General features: G+C 61.3%; 15 protein-coding genes and 1 tRNA gene. 9 read left to right on the forward strand and 7 right to left on the reverse strand.

Features of this window, described 5'->3' with window-relative positions:
• Positions 1-15 precede the first annotated feature (15 nt).
• The 4 genes from ACQY1K_RS01870 to ACQY1K_RS01885 form a co-directional block, all read right to left on the reverse strand.
• Positions 16-963, reverse strand: coding sequence for an ABC transporter permease (locus ACQY1K_RS01870; RefSeq protein WP_430258173.1), 948 nt, complete (start codon positions 961-963; stop codon positions 16-18).
• Positions 960-1901 carry an ABC transporter permease gene (locus ACQY1K_RS01875; protein ID WP_430258174.1) on the reverse strand — a complete coding sequence of 314 codons (942 nt, stop codon included), beginning with the start codon at positions 1899-1901 and terminating at the stop codon, positions 960-962. Before ACQY1K_RS01875 ends, ACQY1K_RS01870 begins: the two co-directional genes overlap by 4 nt.
• Complete coding sequence (locus ACQY1K_RS01880; RefSeq protein WP_430258175.1) at positions 1898-3376, reverse strand: ATP-binding cassette domain-containing protein; 1479 nt, start codon at positions 3374-3376, stop codon at positions 1898-1900. Before ACQY1K_RS01880 ends, ACQY1K_RS01875 begins: the two co-directional genes overlap by 4 nt.
• 87 nt (positions 3377-3463) lie before the next feature.
• A complete protein-coding gene (locus ACQY1K_RS01885) occupies positions 3464-4471 on the reverse strand; it encodes a substrate-binding domain-containing protein (protein ID WP_062453953.1) in 1008 nt (335 codons plus the stop codon).
• Between the two features lie 239 nt (positions 4472-4710).
• Here ACQY1K_RS01885 and ACQY1K_RS01890 point away from each other — a divergent pair, with 239 nt between their 5' ends.
• A complete protein-coding gene (locus tag ACQY1K_RS01890; protein ID WP_113109433.1) occupies positions 4711-5943 on the forward strand; it encodes a sensor histidine kinase in 1233 nt (410 codons plus the stop codon).
• Positions 5944-5945: 2 nt separating this feature from the next.
• A complete protein-coding gene (locus ACQY1K_RS01895; RefSeq protein WP_430258868.1) occupies positions 5946-6671 on the forward strand; it encodes a response regulator in 726 nt (241 codons plus the stop codon).
• 32 nt (positions 6672-6703) lie between these two features.
• Here ACQY1K_RS01895 and ACQY1K_RS01900 read toward each other — a convergent pair.
• A tRNA-Thr gene (locus ACQY1K_RS01900) sits at positions 6704-6779 on the reverse strand.
• A 116-nt stretch (positions 6780-6895) separates the two neighbouring features.
• Positions 6896-7852, reverse strand: a complete 957-nt coding sequence (locus ACQY1K_RS01905; protein WP_430258176.1) for an NAD(P)H-dependent flavin oxidoreductase — start codon at positions 7850-7852, stop codon at positions 6896-6898.
• Positions 7853-8147: 295 nt separating this feature from the next.
• Here ACQY1K_RS01905 and ACQY1K_RS01910 point away from each other — a divergent pair, with 295 nt between their 5' ends.
• Entirely contained in the window at positions 8148-9419 is a 1272-nt protein-coding gene (locus ACQY1K_RS01910; protein WP_430258177.1) for a hypothetical protein, read from the forward strand.
• A gap of 50 nt (positions 9420-9469) precedes the next feature.
• Here ACQY1K_RS01910 and ppk2 read toward each other — a convergent pair whose 3' ends face one another.
• A complete protein-coding gene (gene ppk2, locus ACQY1K_RS01915; protein ID WP_062453936.1) occupies positions 9470-10348 on the reverse strand; it encodes a polyphosphate kinase 2 in 879 nt (292 codons plus the stop codon).
• 97 nt (positions 10349-10445) lie between these two features.
• Here ppk2 and phoR point away from each other — a divergent pair, with 97 nt between their 5' ends.
• From phoR to phoU, 6 genes are all read left to right on the forward strand, one after another.
• On the forward strand, positions 10446-11762 hold the full coding sequence (phoR, locus tag ACQY1K_RS01920; protein ID WP_209903039.1) for a phosphate regulon sensor histidine kinase PhoR: 1317 nt from the start codon (positions 10446-10448) through the stop codon (positions 11760-11762).
• Between the two features lie 195 nt (positions 11763-11957).
• Positions 11958-12992, forward strand: a complete 1035-nt coding sequence (locus ACQY1K_RS01925) for a substrate-binding domain-containing protein (RefSeq protein ID WP_062453935.1) — start codon at positions 11958-11960, stop codon at positions 12990-12992.
• Between the two features lie 187 nt (positions 12993-13179).
• Entirely contained in the window at positions 13180-14664 is a 1485-nt protein-coding gene (pstC, locus tag ACQY1K_RS01930; protein ID WP_062453934.1) for a phosphate ABC transporter permease subunit PstC, read from the forward strand.
• Positions 14661-15977, forward strand: a complete 1317-nt coding sequence (gene pstA, locus ACQY1K_RS01935; RefSeq protein ID WP_113109437.1) for a phosphate ABC transporter permease PstA — start codon at positions 14661-14663, stop codon at positions 15975-15977. Before pstC ends, pstA begins: the two co-directional genes overlap by 4 nt.
• 15 nt (positions 15978-15992) lie before the next feature.
• The gene (gene pstB, locus ACQY1K_RS01940; protein WP_062453932.1) at positions 15993-16808 is read left to right on the forward strand and encodes a phosphate ABC transporter ATP-binding protein PstB; all 816 of its coding nucleotides are present in this window, start codon (positions 15993-15995) and stop codon (positions 16806-16808) included.
• 51 nt (positions 16809-16859) lie between these two features.
• Positions 16860-17573: a phosphate signaling complex protein PhoU gene (phoU, locus tag ACQY1K_RS01945; protein ID WP_062453931.1), complete on the forward strand. Its 714-nt coding sequence runs from the start codon at positions 16860-16862 to the stop codon at positions 17571-17573.
• Positions 17574-17623: the final 50 nt, after the last annotated feature.

Genomic DNA, 17623 nt, shown 5'->3' on the forward strand with positions numbered 1-17623 from the left:
TGAAGTGTTTGAAGATTATCGGCCAGATTGCCGACCGCCGGCGAGAAGAATGACGGCGATGATGATCGTACCGGTGAGGATCAGGCGCACACCGGCGCCGAAGCCATAAGTGTTGAGCATCGACACGACCAGGAACATGAACAGCGAGGCGCCCCAGATGCCCGGTATGTTCGAATTTCCACCGGCCACCGCCGTGCCGCCGATGACCACGACGGCAATCGACATCAGCAGGTATTCCGAGCCCATGTTGAGCGCAGCACCGCCGGAGAAGCTCGCCAGCAGATAACCGCAGACGGACGCGAGAACCGCGCACAGCATATAGGTGACAAGCCGGGTTCCATCGACGGGAATGCCGGTCATGCGGGCCGCAAACGTGCTCTGGCCGATCGCCGAGATCCAGCGCCCGTAGATCGACTTTTCCAGAAGCACCCATGCTACGGCCGACAGGATCAACGCCACCAGCGCCACATTGGGAATGCCGAGCAGGCCGGATGTGGCAAATTCCGCCAGCGTTTCCGGCGGCTTGATGCGCAGGCCGCGATTGCTCCAGATCGCCACCGACTGGACGATGAAACTCATCGACAGCGTCGCGATGATCGGCGGAATGCGCAAGAGCTTGATCAGGATGTAATTGCCCAGCCCGACAACGAGGCCGATGCCAACAGAGGCAAGAAGACCGACGACGATCATGCCGTCCTGCACATCCATCAGCTTCAGGGCAAGCGTGCCTGACAGCGTCATCGTCGCCGGCACGGACAGATCGATATTGCCCGGCCCGAGCGTGATGACGAACATCTGGCCTATGCCGACGATGACCGAAAAGGCGGCAAAGGTCAGCGCTGCCTGCGACAGGCCGAACGAGCTTGCTCCGCCGGTAAAGAGAACGGTGATGACCCAGACGATGGCGGTCGCTGCAAACGACCAGATCCACGGCTTGGCGACGAGAAGACGTTGCATGGTCATTGGCTCTTCTCCCGCTTTTCGAGACGGTTGAGGGCGAGGCGAAGGGCAAGCACGACGATCAGGATCGCCCCTTGCGCGCCGATCTGCCAGTCCGGCGAGATCCGCATAAAGGAGAGGAACGACCCCGCAAGCGTCAGCGTCAGCGCGCCGATGACGGCCCCGATCGGCGACACCTTGCCGCCAACGAACTCACCGCCACCAAGGATGACGCCGGCGATCGATAGCAGGGTGTAGCGCAGGGCGATATTCGCATCGGCAGAGGTGGTAAGCCCCACCAGCGCGATGCCGGCAAGCACGGCGAACAGCCCGGCCAGCGCATAGGTTCCGGCGCGAATGCCGATCACCGACCAGCCGGCCCGCTCAACCGAACGGTCGTTGCCGCCGACGCCCCGCATCAAAACGCCGAACGACGAGCGCATCACGATAGTATGGGTGACGGCCGCGATCAGGATGCTGGCGACGATCGCCATCGGCACGAGCGGCGGCTTGGCGGTCATGATAAAACGCGCAAAACCCGGTGCCGTCCCGCCGGGCGAGGGTAGGATCAGCACCGCAAGCCCGCCCCAGACAAAACTCATCCCGAGCGTGACGACAATCGACGGGAGTTCGCGCAGATGGATGACGACGCCGATGACGGCATAGGTCGCGATCGCTCCGAGCAGGATCAGGATGCCGAGTGCCGGCGAGGTCTGCAAAAGCGTTGCGGCGACACAGGCGCAGAAGCTCACAAACGTGCCCATCGACAGGTCGAGGTCGTTGACGGACATGATCAGCATCTGGGCGATGGTCGCAAGCGCGATCGGCACCGCCAGATTGAACAGCAGGTTGAGGCCGTTATAGCTCATGGCGCGCGGCTGCATATAGAAGACGGCCGCCAGCAGCAGCACCAGCGATGCGGCGGGAATGATCAGGCGAATGGTGCCGGACGAGATCTTCATGCCGCTTCTCCCTGCGCAAACGAGGCAGAAAGCACGCTCTTCTCGCTGATCTCCTCTCCGACAAGTTCGGCGACGATCGCGCCCTCGCGAAACACATAGACCCGGTCGCAGAGCCGGATTTCGTCCATCTCGGTCGAGTACCAGATGAATGTCCGGCCGTTGGCGGCCTCGGAACGAAGGATCTCGTAGACTTCCTGCTTGGTGCCGATATCGACGCCGCGCATCGGATCGTCCATCAGCACGATTTCGGCGGTGGTCGCGAGAGCCCGCGCGAACAGAACCTTCTGCTGGTTGCCGCCGGAAAGCGACAGGATGCGGTTGCCCATGTCGGGCGTGCGAATCTCGATCCGCTTCTTCCAGCCTTCGCCGAGCGCAGTCTCGCGGTCGCCATCGATCATCCGCTTCGATGACAGCTGGTCGAGCGAAGCGATCGACAGGTTCTTGAGAATGCTCCAGAGCGGAAACGTGCCGTTCAGGCTGCGGTCACCGGCGACGAAGGCGATGTCGCGCTTTTTCGTCGGAAACCAGTTGCTGTTGCGCGCCAGATAGAGATCGAGCAGCGCCTGCGTCTGGCCATGGCCGCCGAGACCGGCAAGCCCGATCATCTCGCCGCGATAGGCTTCGAAGGGCAAAGCATTTCCCTGTCCATGCCCGCGCCCACGCCGCGCCGGCATCGAAAGCACCGGAGCGCCCGACTTCGCAACCGCGGGGCGGGAAAGCTCCTGTTCGCGCACCACATTGCCCATCGCCTCGACAAGGCTGCGGTTATTGAATTTTGAAGCGGCGCGATCTGCCACCACGCGGCCATCCTTCATCACGACGATGCGGTCGGAGGTGGTGAGGATTTCGCCGAGAATATGCGAGATCAGCAGCACCGACCCGCCGGCGGCAACGAACTTGCGGATATAGGCCATCAGCTGTGCGGCAAGTCCGGCATCGAGCGATGACGTCGGCTCATCCAGAATGACCAGCTTCGGCGGCGCCGAGATGCCGGCAAAGCTGATGGCAATTTCCACCATCTGCCGTTCGGCGATCGAGAGGTCGTCGACCGTGCTGTCGCAATCGATGGCATGGCCGGGAAAGATGTCCTGCAGCTGGGTTTCGACCAGCGCAAGCGCCCGGCCGCGCCAGTTCCATCCTTTCAGCTCCGCATGCATGATGCGGGCGTTTTCACCGACCGTCAGGTTTGGGCAGAGCGACAGTTCCTGGAATACGCAGCGCACGCCGTTGGCACGCGCAGCCGAAATGCCCCGCACATCGTTGCCGCTGTAGCGGAGCGAGCCTTCATGGGGAGATAAGCCGCCATTGATGACATTGACGATGGTGGATTTGCCGGCACCGTTATGGCCGACCAGCCCGACGCATTCGCCCGCGTGGATCACGAGGTCGGCGCCATCAAGCGCCTTCACGGCTCCGAAAGTCACACGGACGCCGCGCGCGGCCACAACCTCTTGTCGGTTCAAGGTTTCGCTCATGCAGATCGCAGTCTGTTTTTTGAATGGGAAATCATGCCGGGTCGCGAGAGGTCGAAGCCCTCGCGGCCCGGCACGCGGGAGGCGACGCTACTTGGCGTCGATCACCTTTTTGGCGTCTGCCAGCGAATATTCGACATTCGCCACGCCACCCTTCTGGGTGGTCTTCAGGCTTTCTTCGAGGCCCGCCTGGTCGATGCTGAGGAACGGCACGACGAGGTCTTTCTTGACCTCCTTGCCGTCGAGGATCTGCTGGGCCACCCAGAAGGCAAGCGTCGAGACGCCAGGCGCGATGGAGACCGACATGGTCTCGTAACCATCCTTGTCCTTCTGCTGCTTCCACCACACGAGTTCGTCTTCGCGGTTACCCATCACGATCGTCGGCGTCGGGCGCTTGGCGGCGGCAAATGCCTGGGCCGCACCATACCCGTCGCCGCCCTGTGTCACCACGCCAACTACGTCCGGAAGGCTCGGCAGGATGCCGGCAACCGCACGCTGGGCCACGTCCTGCGCCCAGTCGCCGTTGACAGAGCCGACCACCTTGAACTGGGTGTGCTTGGCAACGCCTGCCTGGATGCCGGCATGGATCTGGTCGTCCACGGAAACGCCGGCAAGGCCGCGGATTTCGAGAAGATTGCCGCCCTTCGGCAGCTTCTTCGCGAGATAGTCGACCTGGCTCTCACCCATCTTCTTGAAGTCGACCGCGATGCGCCATGCGCAGGGTTCAGTCACGATACCGTCGAAGGACACGACGGTGATGCCGGCGTCGCAGGCTTCCTTGACGGCGCCGTTGAGTGCGGTCGGCGACGCGGCATTGATGACGATCGCATCATAACCCTGCAGGATCATGTTCTGGATCTGGGCGGCCTGTTCGGTCGCCTGGTTTTCGGCCGTGGTAAACGGATCAGCAGCTGCGACCACGCCATTGGAAACGGCTTCCTTGGTGATTTTGTCCCAGCTCGTCAGCATCGCCTGTCGCCAGGAATTGCCGGCATAATTGTTGGAAAGCGCGATCTTCTTGGATGAGGTATCGGCAAGCGCCGGACCACACAGGCACGCGACGGCAACGGATGCCGCAAGCATCGTTCTGATATTCATGATTTCCTCCCAAAAGCTCCCTCTATATCCCCGGGCCGCTCCTCAACGGGTGTCCGGAGATAATGATTGCCCTGAGCCCCTTTTGCTCAGTAAATCGAGAATGGAGGAGTTTTCTAATGTTGTACAGGCGCATCCAAGCACGCTTTCTGCGGGCTTTCGCGCAAAGTCTGCGGGTTCCCGCAGGACGTGACTGAAAAGCTGGCGCTTAATGTCGCCAAGGCCTGGGAGGAGGCCTGATCATGCTCAATCCGGCGCGCAACTCGCTGTTCGACCGCTATCTCGGCATTTCGAGATTGCTCGCCGGCCAGCTCGATTTCGATGCGATCATCAAGGCCGTGGGCGAGGAGATCAGCCATATCATCCCGCACGACCATCTCGATGTCTGCATCAAGATGCTGGATGGAAAATACCATATTGCCTACGAAAGCGGCCTCGATACCGCCTGGAGCAAGGAGCCGCCGGCGCTCCTGACCGGCAGCCCGATCCGCACGCTGCTGGCCGGCGAGGTGGACTATCTTCTCTCGGGCAATGCCCTGACCGATCCGCGCTTTCATTTCGACGGCGCCTTTGCGAGCCCCATCATCGAGCTGTCGCTGAAAAGCCGTCTCCATGTTCCGCTGAAAGCCCAGGGCGACGTGATCGGCGCGCTCAGCTGTTCCAGCCGGCAGTATGACTGCTATACGATGGAAGATGTCGAGAACGCACGCGCGGTGGCCGACCTGCTCGCCCCCTATTTCTTCGCGCTGCGGGCCGCCGAACAGGCCAAGCGCTCGGCCGTGATCCAGACCGAAGCCAGCGCCCGCGAAGAGGGCTTGCGGCTCGGCGCCCTGAAACTCACCGAGGCCCTGGAGGCAGAGCGCCAGCGGATCGGCATGGATCTTCATGACCAGACGCTCGCCGATCTCACCCGGCTGACGCGCCGCATGGAGAAGCTGACGGGTGTTGCGAGCGTGCCGGGCGATGCGCTGGAGCCGCTCTGCCGCGCCATGCAGCAATGCATGCACGATCTTCGCGAGATCATCGAGGAAGCCAAGCCCACTGTGCTGCAACTGTTTGGCGTCGCCGAGGCGATCGAGAACCATCTGGAGCGGTCGGTGCGCGAAAGCGGCCAGACGATCGCCTGGGAGATGACCGACGAGACCGGCGGCACGCTTCGCGATCTTGATCCGACCGTGGCGATCGCCCTCTTCCGGATCGTCCAGGAAGCGGTCAACAACGCCATCCGCCACGGCCAGGCGGACCGGATCGAGGTGGCGCTGACCCAGTCGGGCAGGGCCCTTTCGATCGAGGTGAAGGATGACGGCTCCGGCATCGGCGCGCCTGAAAACCGCGCCGGCCACGGCATCGACAACATGAAGACCCGCGCAAGGCTGATCTCCGCAAGGTTCGAGATCACCAGCGCCAAAGATCGCGGCACGCTCGTGCGGCTGACCCTTCCGATACAGCCGAAAAACGGGGTAGAGATAGGATAATGATGGATGTCCTGATCATCGAGGACGACGCGCTTCACCGCTCCTATCTCCATGAGGCGGTGCGCTCGGCCCTTCCCGAGTGCCGCAGCGTTGTGGAGGCCGAAAACGGCCTCATCGGCGAGGCGCAGGCGCGCTCCTCGCGCATCGAGCATGTGGTGATGGACCTGCAGATGAGCGAGCGCAACGGCATCGAAGCGGCGCGCACCATCTGGCGCGAACGTCCCGATACGAAAATACTGTTCTGGTCGAACTATTCCGACGAGGCCTATGTGCGCGGCGTCTCACGCATCGTGCCCGAGGGCGCAACCTACGGCTATGTCCTCAAATCCGCATCCGAAGACCGGTTGAAGCTGGCGCTGCGCAGCGTCTTCATGGAATCCCAATGCGTCATCGACCGCGAGGTGCGCGGCATCCAGCAGAAAAGCCTCGGCAATTCGCTCGGCCTCAGCGACGTCGAATACGAAATCCTCATCGACGTCGCGCTCGGCCTCACCGACAAGGCGATCGCCCACCGCAAGCACCTGTCGCTCCGCAGCGTCCAGAACCGTCTGCAGCAGCTCTACGAAAAACTCGATGTCTACGAATCATGCGGCCGCAACCACGAAGGCAGCGAAGGCTGGTTCAACCTCCGCATGCGCGCCGTCGCGGTCGCCCTCCAGCGCAAGGTCCTCAACACCAGCGCACTTGAACGCGCCGAACGCGATTTGCAGGCATCGGGGCGGATGTGAGGGGGTGGTGAGATGAGAGGTATTGGGAAAAATGGTGCCGCTTAGAGGACTCGAACCTCTGACCCCATCATTACGAATGATGTGCTCTACCACCTGAGCTAAAGCGGCCTACGCAGCGCAAGGTGTTGCCTGCTGCGAGTGAAGGCGCTGATACAGGCAATGGGGCGTGATTTCAAGCCGGTTTTCGATTGGCGTGAAATTTTATCACTGCGGTCCGTGGGCTGTCAGAGAGCAAGACGGCTGCGGGCCTCGCCATATTCGCGCTCCAGCCGGCCGACCAGATCTGCGACTGATGTCACGGATTTGACGGCGCCGACGCCCTGGCCGGCACCCCAGATGTCCTTCCAGGCCTTCGGGCCGCTTACAGCCGCGTCGAAATCCATCTTGGTCGGATCGGCGCTCGGAAGCGCGTCCGGGTCAAGCCCCATCGCCGTCACCGAGCCCTTCAGGTAGTTGCCGTGGATGCCGGTAAAATAGTTGGAATAGACGATATCGGAAGCGGAGGATTCGACGATCATCTGCTTGTAGCCGTCAACCGCGCGCGCCTCGTGCGTGGCGATGAAGGGTGAGCCGATATAGGCCATGTCGGCCCCCATCGCCTGCGCCGCCAAGATGCCGCCGCCGGTGGCGATCGAGCCGGCGAGCAGGAGCGGGCCGTCGAACCACTCGCGGATCTCCTGCACAAGCGCGAAGGGAGACAGCGTCCCCGCATGACCGCCGGCACCGGTTGCGACAGCAATCAGCCCATCGGCACCCTTGCGGATCGCGGACTTCGCATGCCGGTTGTTGATGACGTCATGCAGCACGATGCCGCCATAGGAATGGACCGCTGCATTCACTTCCGGCACCGCGCCGAGCGAGGAGATGACGATCGGCACCTTGTATTTCACGGACATCGTCAGATCGTGTTCCAGCCGCCTGTTGGACGTATGAACGATCTGGTTGACGGCGAACGGTGCGGCGGGCCTGTCGGGATTGGCCGCATTATAGGTGGCAAGATCCTCGGTCATCATGGCAAGCCATTCGTCCAGCTGGCTTTCCGGTCGAGCATTGAGGGCAGGGAAGGCGCCGATAACGCCGGCCTTGCACTGCGCCAAGGTCAGTGCCGGATGCGAGATGATGAACAGCGGCGACGCCACGACGGGAATTCGCAGTCCTTGTCTCAGCACGTCCGGAAGCATCGGCAATCTCCTTTTGGTTTACGTTTACGCACACGTAATATCGGTTTTAGCAGATGCACTCGGCTCGGGAAAGATGGCTCCGTCTGGCGAAGGTATGCGTGCCATGCGCACTGGCGGCTCGATAAGCGTCTGTTTCCGCGGCATTCTCAAGCCTAACCATATCTTCTCCCCAATCTTGGCGAAGGAAGGCCATTGACCACCGGCTTGCAGTTCGGCGACGGAGAGGTTACCGAAAATTAACGCCGTCTTTTCAGCAAGGCCGGCAGTCGGGTATGCACAATCGGAAGGATCCGCAGTGAGCGGTTTGGAAACAGCCATCAGGAATGCCCTTGATCGTTCCGATCGGACCGATGGCGACACGCGGGCACGGATTTATCAGTCGGCGCGACAGGCGCTGGAAGCAGGTCTGCAGCGCCAGGGCGTGACCGACAAGCTGATTGTCATGCAGCAGCAAAAGCGGCTGGAAGAAAAGATCCGCGAGATCGAGACGGAGGAAGTGGACCGGCTGGCCGGTCCCGCTATCGAGCCTGACGAGATCACTCATCCTGTCATCGACCCGGTCGTCGCACCTGCCGCCACGGCCAGAGCCGCAGCTCCAGATGTCGCAGCCCCGATCGTTGCGGATGAAAGGGTAGCCGTCCCCGATCCGGATACCGGTCTCGGCGGCGCAACACGCGCGCCATCCCCGGCAAATGACCAGAGGCAGCCCAACGATGTCCAGTCGGCCGGGGATCTCGGAAGTCTCGGCGCCGCGCGACCGGATTTCCGTCCGGCTTCATCCGAAGTGCCGCAGATGGATGGACTGACCTCGGTCGAGCCGGACCGCGTGCAACGTGGCCAACCGCCTGTTGCCAAGCCCGAGCGCGGCAGGAAGCGGCGCGGATCGCGCGACGCCGAGACGAACCCTGCAGCCAAGCCGCGCAAGAGCCGTCGTCAGCGGCTGATCTCCTGGCTGCTGAAATGGATCATCTCGCTTGCAGTCGTCGGCGTCGCCTGCTGGTATTTTTATAATTCGGGTCTGGTCCAGTCGGTGATGGACGAGGCCCTGCAGGCCGCCAACCGGGCGTCGCAATCGCAGGCGGGTCCCAATGCGCGCTTCGATCCTCGCGGCGGCTTTTCCGATGAATGGGCGCAGGTCTTCGAACCGAAGCAGATCGATACGCTGCAGGTCGGTCGCGAGGCAAAGGCAGAGGCTGCAACCGGTTCGGAAGGTCCAGCCGTTCGGCTCCTGTCGGCAACCCCGCAAACCGGCGGTGATATCGCCGTCACGGTTCCGGCGGATGTATTGCAGCGTCTGGCAGGCGGGCCGGCCACCATCGCAGTCACCGTCCAGGCTGGCGGCAACCAAGGTGTCCAGATGTCGATACGCTGCGATTTCGGCAGCCTTGGGGGCTGCGCAAGACATCGGTTCACGGCAACCCAGGAGCGACTGGAAGCCCTGTTCAAGGTCAGCTTCGACCGGGCGATCGCGCCAAACGCGCCGGGTCGCATCCTGATCAATACCGGCCTCGACGGTGCCGACAGACCGGTCCTGCTCTACTCCGTCCGCATTTTGCCCGCAGGCTGAACCCCGAACGCCGGACGACAACGTCGTCCGGCTCGCTCACCTGTCTGTCTCTATTTCAGGAACTTGCTGCCAAAGCCGAGGATCTTGTCGTCGATCTCGCCGATCGCATCCCTGTCTTTCCCCTCGTAATCGAGGGATCCAAGGATGTGGCGGATGACGTTCAGATGCGCACGCCGCTTGTCGTTTGCCAGCACCACCGTCCATGGCGCAAGCTTGCTGTGTGTTCGCTCCAGCATCTGGTCGCGCTTTGCGGTGTAGTCAGGCCATTTGTTGAGTGCCGCGATGTCCATCGGCGAAAGCTTCCAGATCTTCAACGGATCGTGGCGCCGGTCGTGAAACCGCTTCAGCTGCATTTCCTGGCCGATATCCAGCCAGAACTTGAACAGATGGATATCGTCGTCGACGATCATCTCCTCGAATTGCGGCACGTCCTTCATAAAGGCTTCGTATTGGCCCGGCTTGCAGAAGCCCATGACAGGCTCGACCACCGCGCGATTGTACCAGGAGCGGTCGAACAGCACGATCTCGCCCGACGTCGGGAAGTGCGACACGTAACGCTGGAAATACCACTGGCCCGCTTCGGTGGGCGAAGGTTTGCTCAACGCCACCACGCGTGCAGATCGCGGATTGATATAGGAGCGGATGGACATGATCGTACCGCCCTTGCCGGCAGCATCCCGCCCCTCGAACAGCGCAATCATCCGCTTGCCGGTATCCTGCAGCCAGTACTGCACCTTCACGAGCTCGATCTGCAGCTTCTCCAGCTGCTTGGCGTATTTCTCCTTGTCCAACTTGTGGTCATAGGGAAAGCCGCCGGATTCCAGCGCGTGATCATGCACCCAGCCGGGCAGTTTCGGATCGTCAATGTCGAAATGCCTCAGCTTGCCATCGATTTCCAGTTCCGCTGACCGGCTGCTTGTCTCTGCCATGATTGCTGTCCTTTTTCCTTCGGCGGCCGAAACGGCTGCGACTGCTTCAACGGTTTGCAGGGCTTGAGGTTTCCCTCAGGACCGATGCATATCTGTCATGCAAGCGTTATATGACCGCAAGTTCGACCAAACAAAAAGGGGTTCGCGCGTGGAAGCGTTGCCGAAGGAAGAGCGCGGGTTTGCGCAAGAGCTGGCACTTCGCTTCCGGCGCGAGTGGCTGCTGCTTCTGCTGCTCTCGACGATCGCGGTGATCGCTTTTGTTGCCGGCGCGAACGATCTTCTGGTCTTCGCGCTCTGGCTTCCCCTCGTCGTCGCCGTACTGTCCCGGCCCTTGCCGGAGATACCTGTCGTACCGGTTGAAATGCCTGTTCCGGAGCCACCCGTCTTCGACCCGCTGCCGCTGATCTCGGCAACTCTCGGCACGCTGGACATGCCGGTCGTGGTGCTGGGTGGAGACATCACCGTTCTCTACCGCAACAAGGCAGCGGAGCGGGCCTTCGGCGATCTGCCGATCGGCACCCATCTGACGGCGCGGCTGCGGTCGCCCGGCATTCTCGACATGCTGCGCGAAACTATCGCAACCGGCCAGCCGAACCAGATCGAACATTCTGAGCGCCTTCCGTCCGAACGGGTCTTCATCCTGCGCGTGGCGCCGATCGATATCGGCGGCCTGGCGCCGGGCATGGGAAACTATTACCTCCTGTCGTTCCGCGATGTCTCCGAACTGCGCAGCATCGACCGGATGCGATCCGATTTCGTCGCCAATGCAAGCCATGAGCTGAGAACGCCGCTTGCCTCGCTCAGAGGCTTCATCGAGACAATCCAGGGCCCGGCTCGCGGCGATCCGAAGGCGCAGGAACGCTTTCTCGGCATCATGCTCGACCAGGCGACCAGGATGAGCCGACTGGTGGACGACCTTCTCTCCCTGTCGCGGCTGGAACTGAAGTCGCATATCGCTCCGGACCAGACCGTGGACCTGAAGCCGCTGATCATCCATGTCAGCGACGCGCTCTTGCCTTTGGCTGAGGAACTGGGCGTCGAAATCCGCCTGCATCTTCCCGAAGGCAGGGTCGATGTGCTGGGCGATCGAGACGAACTGATCGAAGTGATCGAGAACCTCATCGAGAATGCCTGCAAGTATGGTCAGGAGGGCAAGTTCGTCGATGTCTTCCTGAAAGGCGGCGGCAGGCTGCCGGTTGAAGTCAATGTCATCGACAAGGGGCCGGGCATACCGGCGGAGCACGTTCCGCGCCTGACCGAGCGTTTCTACCGCGTCAGCGTCGCCGACAGCCGCTCCAAGAAGGGCACCGGATTGGGGCTTGCCATCGTCAAGCATATCCTCACCAGGCACCGCGCCCGCCTGCTTGTGAAGTCGGAACTCGGCAAGGGGACGGAGTTTACCGTCCGTTTCTGACATAAAACCAACCCAGTTTTCCCGGTCTCTTCCAGAACGTCAATATTTTCAACAGCTTGAATTGTCACAAATGTTTCACCGAAGTGACATAAAAGCTAAGGCCAAGGGCGGCTATGACCAGCGGGCCGAGAGCCGGCAAATGTCTAAGAGGCCGGCATGACAAGATTTCTGGAAACCCATACCGGGAGAACTTCGATGAACATGTTCAAACTTTCCGCAGCAGCCCTCGTGGCCTCTGTTGCCTTTGCCGGCGTTGCATCCGCACGCGACCAGGTTCAGGTTGCCGGCTCCTCCACCGTTCTTCCCTACGCGAAGATCGTTGCCGAGACCTTTGCCGAGACCAACCCGAACTTCAAGGCACCGGTTGTTGAGTCCGGCGGCACGGGCGGCGGTCTGAAGGCATTCTGCTCCGGCGTCGGCGAAGGCACGATCGATGTCGCCAACGCTTCGCGCAAGATCAACAAGAGCGAAGCCGAAGCCTGCAAGGCTGCCGGCGTCACGGACGTCCAGGAAATCCGCATCGGTTACGACGGTATCGTATTCGCCGCCGACTCGTCGAACGGCGACATGAAGATCACCCCGAAGGATCTCTACAAGGCATTGGCCGCTGAAGTCGTCGTCGACGGCAAGCTCGTTGCCAACCCTTACAAGAACTGGTCGGAAGTCAATGCGACCCTGCCGAAGGGCCCGATCGCAGCTTACATCCCAGGCTCCAAGCACGGCACCCGCGAAGTCTTCGAAGAGAAGATCATGGCTGAAGGCTGCAAGGAAGCCGGCGCGACGGACGTCATCAAGGCTGCCATCACCGATGCCAAGCAGGCTGCTGCCAAGTGCGTTGCAGTTCGCAAGGACGGCGCAGCTGTCGACATCGACGGCGATTACACCGAAACGCTGGCTCGCATCTCGGCCAACAAGACCGGCCTCGGCGTTTTCGGCCTGGCCTTCTATGAAAACAACATGGACAAGCTGAAGGTCGCGACCGTTTCGGATGTCGTTGCTTCCACCGAAACCATTGCTTCGGGCAAGTACCCGGTGTCGCGCCCTCTGTTCTTCTACGTCAAGAAGGCTCACCTCGGCGTTATTCCAGGCCTCAAGGAATATGTTGAGTTCTTCATCTCCGACGAAATGATCGGCCCTGACAGCCCGCTCGCCGAATACGGCCTGGTTGCTGCTCCGGACGATCAGCGCGAACAGGTCCGCAAGGACTTCGAAGCCGGCAAGACCATGTAATCAAAATTCCGGCGCCGCTTCTTGCGGCGCCGGTCTTCTTTCGTGCCAGGCGGCGACTTGTCCGTCGTGCGACAGAAGCAAAGCCTGGCGTCAGTCGCTGCGTTTTGGATGGCGAAACATATTGATTCCGATGGTGGGATTTGTGCGGTAATGGGTGCCGTCGATGGCGGTAGGCCGGGGGATTTTAATGAGCACACCATTGATTTTATTGATTCTGGCGATAATTGCGATCGCTTGTTACGTTGTCGGAACCAGGCACGCCCTGGCAATCGCTGGCGGCCGTTCCTCAAAGCTTCATTCACGTCCGGGCTACTACGGCACCTTCGTCGCACTCTGCGCCGTTCTGCCGTCGGTTCTCATCCTGGCCGCGTGGCTGGTCGTCAGCCCCCTCTATATCAACTCTACTGTCCTCGATGGCTTTCCTGAAGACGTAAAGGCGCGTTCGCCGGCCGAACAGGGTCTCTCCTTCGGCATGGTAAGCTCGCTTGCGCGCGGCATGAACGTACTGAGCCTGGACGAGATCGAGCGCATCGGCGGAAATCCCGTCGAACTGCGCGCAGCGCTTGGCGCTAAGGGCGTCCCGCTTGCCGGCGACCCCGAACCATACATGGTCGAGTCCGCTGGCGATCTCAACGTCATGACCAAGATCAGCAACTGGGTTATGACCGCGGTAGTCCTTCTGGCAGCCCTGATCGGCGCCGGCTTTTCCTACACGCGCATCGCGCCGCGGTTTCGGGCTCGCAACCGTGTCGAGAAGGTGATCCTCGCCAGCCTCGTCGTCGCATCCTCGATCGCGATCCTGACGACGGTCGGCATCGTCGCCTCGATGCTGACGGAAGCGACCCATTTCTTCACCAGCATCCCGCCGTGGGAATTCTTCTTCGGCACCGTGTGGGATCCGCGCTTTGCGGCCGCCGGCGCCACGGACTCGGCTGGTCAGTTCGGCCTTATCCCGCTGCTTCTCGGCACACTCTATATCGGCTTCGTCGCCATGCTCGTTGCCGTCCCGAGCGGTCTGTTTTCCGCGATCTACATGTCGGAATACGCCTCCCGCGGTGTCCGCTCCGTCGCAAAGCCTCTGCTCGAAGTTCTCGCCGGCATTCCCACCATCGTCTACGGCTTCTTTGCCCTGACGACGGTCGGCCCGTTCCTGCGCGACCTGTCTTCGCAGCTGAACGGCCTTGTCACAGGCGATTACGCCAACTTCATCCAGGCACAGAGCGTTCTCACTGCCGGCTTCGTCATGGGCATCATGCTGATCCCTTACGTCTCGTCGCTGTCGGACGACATCATCACCGCCGTGCCGGGAACGCTTCGTGACGGCTCGCTCGGTCTCGGCGCCACCCAGTCCGAAACCATCAAGAAGGTCGTCCTGCCGGCAGCACTGCCGGGCATCGTCGGCGCACTTCTGATGACCGCCTCGCGCGCCATCGGCGAAACCATGATCGTAGTGCTCGCCGCCGGCGTCGCCGCCCGCATGCAGCTCAACCCGTTCGAGCCGATGACGACGGTGACCGTCAAGATCGTCAGCCAGCTGACGGGCGACCTTGAATTCACCTCGCCGCAGACGCTTGTCGCCTTCGCACTCGGCATCACGCTGTTTGCGATCACGCTTTGCCTCAACATCTACGCGCTCTACATCGTGCGCAAATACCGGGAGCAGTACGAATGACCGACGTGGTTTCCTCCACCGCCGGCGTCTTGGCCAAGCCTGCCCGTCGCGATATCGGTATCAAACGCCGCTACGCCGCCGAGCGCCGCTTTCGTGCCTATGGCATCGCTGCTCTCTCGTTCGGCATCCTGTTCCTGATGCTCCTTCTGTGGTCGGTCGTCTCCAAGGGCTACACCGCCTTCCAGCAGACGATGATCACCATCCCTGTCGAGTTCTCGCAGCAGATCATCGACAAGGATAATGTGCGGGCTACGGATCCGGCCAAGCTGATGACGGCCAACTACCCGATCGTCGCCCGCAATGCGCTGGCGAAGGTTCTGGGCGTCGCCGAAAACGATCGCCAGGGTCTGCGTGCCGTCAACCAGATGATTTCGGACGGCGTTCGTGGCCAGCTGCGCGATATGGTCGTTTCCGATCCTGAGATCATCGGCACGACCCAGACGGTTTCGCTTCTGGCAGCCGGCGATATCGACAGCGCCGTGAAAGGCCAGATCAATCTCGACGTGGCGGAAACCAGCCGCAAGGTGTCCGACCAGCAGGTCGGATGGATGAAGCAGCTGACCGACAGCGGTGCGCTCGCCAAGGAATTCAACACCGGCATTTTCTTCAACGGCGCGTCCAGCCGTCCGGAAGCAGCTGGCGTCGGCGTCGCTCTGATTGGCTCCTTCTATATGATGCTGATCGTGCTCGTCCTGTCCCTGCCGATCGGCGTCGCAGCCTCGATCTATCTTGAAGAGTTTGCCCCGAAGAACCGGTTCACGGACCTGATCGAGGTCAACATCAACAATCTCGCAGCGGTCCCGTCGATAGTCTACGGTCTGTTGGGTCTCGCGGTCTTCATCAACTTCATGGGCCTGCCGCGCTCGGCCTCGCTGGTCGGCGGCCTGGTGCTGACGCTGATGACGCTTCCGACCATTATCATCGCCACCCGCGCGGCGCTGAAAGCAGTGCCACCGTCGATCCGTGCTGCAGCGCTCGGGCTCGGTGCCTCGAAGATGCAGACCATCTTCCACCATGTCCTGCCGCTTGCCATGCCCGGTATCCTGACCGGTACGATCATCGGCCTCGCGCACGCCCTCGGCGAAACGGCGCCGCTCCTCTTGATCGGAATGGTCGCCTTCGTGGCGAACTATCCGACCACGCCGATGGATCCGTCGACGGCACTGCCGGTACAGATCTACATGTGGGCCAACGAGGCGGAACGCGCCTTCGTTGAACGAACCTCGGGAGCGATCATGATCCTGCTCCTGTTCCTGATCTTGATGAATGTTGGCGCAATTCTCTTGCGACGCCGCTTCGAACGGCGTTGGTAGAGGAAGGGGGAAGCAATGAACATGATGTCAGAAGCTGCAGTTGAGAAGGCGCTGGACAAGAAAATGAACGACGTTGCATATAAGATGATCGGCAAGGATGTCTCCGTTTATTACGGTGACAAGCGCGCTCTTTATGACGTGAACCTGAATGTCCGCCAAAATACCGTCACTGCTTTGATCGGTCCGTCCGGCTGCGGCAAGTCCACCTTCCTGCGCACGATGAACCGCATGAACGATACGATCGAGGGTTGCCGCGTCACCGGCAAGATCACGCTCGACGGCGACGATATCTACGACAAGGAAATCGACGTCGTGGAGCTGCGTGCCCGGGTCGGCATGGTGTTCCAGAAGCCGAACCCGTTCCCGAAGTCGATCTACGAGAACATTGCCTACGGTCCCCGCATCCACGGCCTTGCCCGTGGCAAAACGGAAATGGACGCGATCGTCGAGGCAAGCCTGCAGCGCGCCGGCCTCTGGGCAGAAGTCAAGGATCGCCTGCATGAAGGCGGTACCGGCCTTTCCGGCGGTCAGCAGCAGCGCCTTTGCATCGCCCGTGCGATCGCCGTTTCGCCTGAAGTCATTCTGATGGACGAGCCGTGCTCGGCACTCGACCCGATTGCTACGGCCAAGGTCGAGGAACTGATCCACGAACTGCGCGCCAACTACACGATCGTGATCGTCACCCACTCGATGCAGCAGGCGGCCCGCGTTTCGCAGCGCACGGCGATGTTCCATCTCGGCCACCTGGTCGAGGAAAACGATACCGACAAGATGTTCACCAATCCGGATGACCAGCGCACCCAGGATTACATCATGGGCCGCTTCGGCTGATGCGGGCGCAGAGCCCGTCAGCCGCAACTGCAGACATCAAGGATCAGACACATGGTTTCGACCCATATTCTCTCGGCCTATGACGAGGAACTGAAATACCTGAACCGCCGGATTTCCGAAATGGGCGGTCTCGCTGAACAGATGTGCGGAGATGCCGTGCGTGCGCTCGTCAACTCCGACTCCGCACTCGCCCAGAAGGTCATCTCCGACGACGTCATTCTCGACCACGCCGAGCGCGATATCCAGGACAAGGCGATCGTCACCATCGCCAAGCGCCAGCCAATGGCGGCCGATCTTCGCGAGATCATCGGCACGCTGCGCATTGCAGCTGACCTGGAACGCGTCGGCGACCTTGGTAAGAACACCGCCAAGCGCGTGCTCGCCGTGCAGGGAACAGGCGTCCCGCGCAAGCTCGCCCGTGGTCTGGAGCATCTTTCCGAACTGGCGCTGGTGCAGCTCAAGGACGTTCTTGATGTCTTCGCCAACCGCTCCGCGGAAAAAGCCGAAATCATCCGCCAGCGCGATGAAGAGATTGACGCGATGTACACCTCGCTGTTCCGCGAACTCCTCACCTACATGATGGAGGATCCGCGCAACATCACCACGTGCACCCATCTCCTGTTCTGCGCCAAGAACATCGAGCGCATCGGCGACCACGCGACGAATATCGCCGAGACCATCTACTACATCGCGACCGGCGCACAGCCGGAGGGCGAACGTCCGAAGGACGATACGTCCAACATGCTCGGCTCCGCCGGGACATGATGCAGCTCTCCCGAAATCGCCTGCCGGTTTCGGGACGATAACTGCCAAAA

The sequence above is a fragment of the Neorhizobium sp. IRS_2294 genome (genome assembly GCF_050500145.1).
In the GTDB taxonomy this organism is placed as follows: Bacteria; Pseudomonadota; Alphaproteobacteria; order Rhizobiales; family Rhizobiaceae; genus Neorhizobium; species Neorhizobium soli.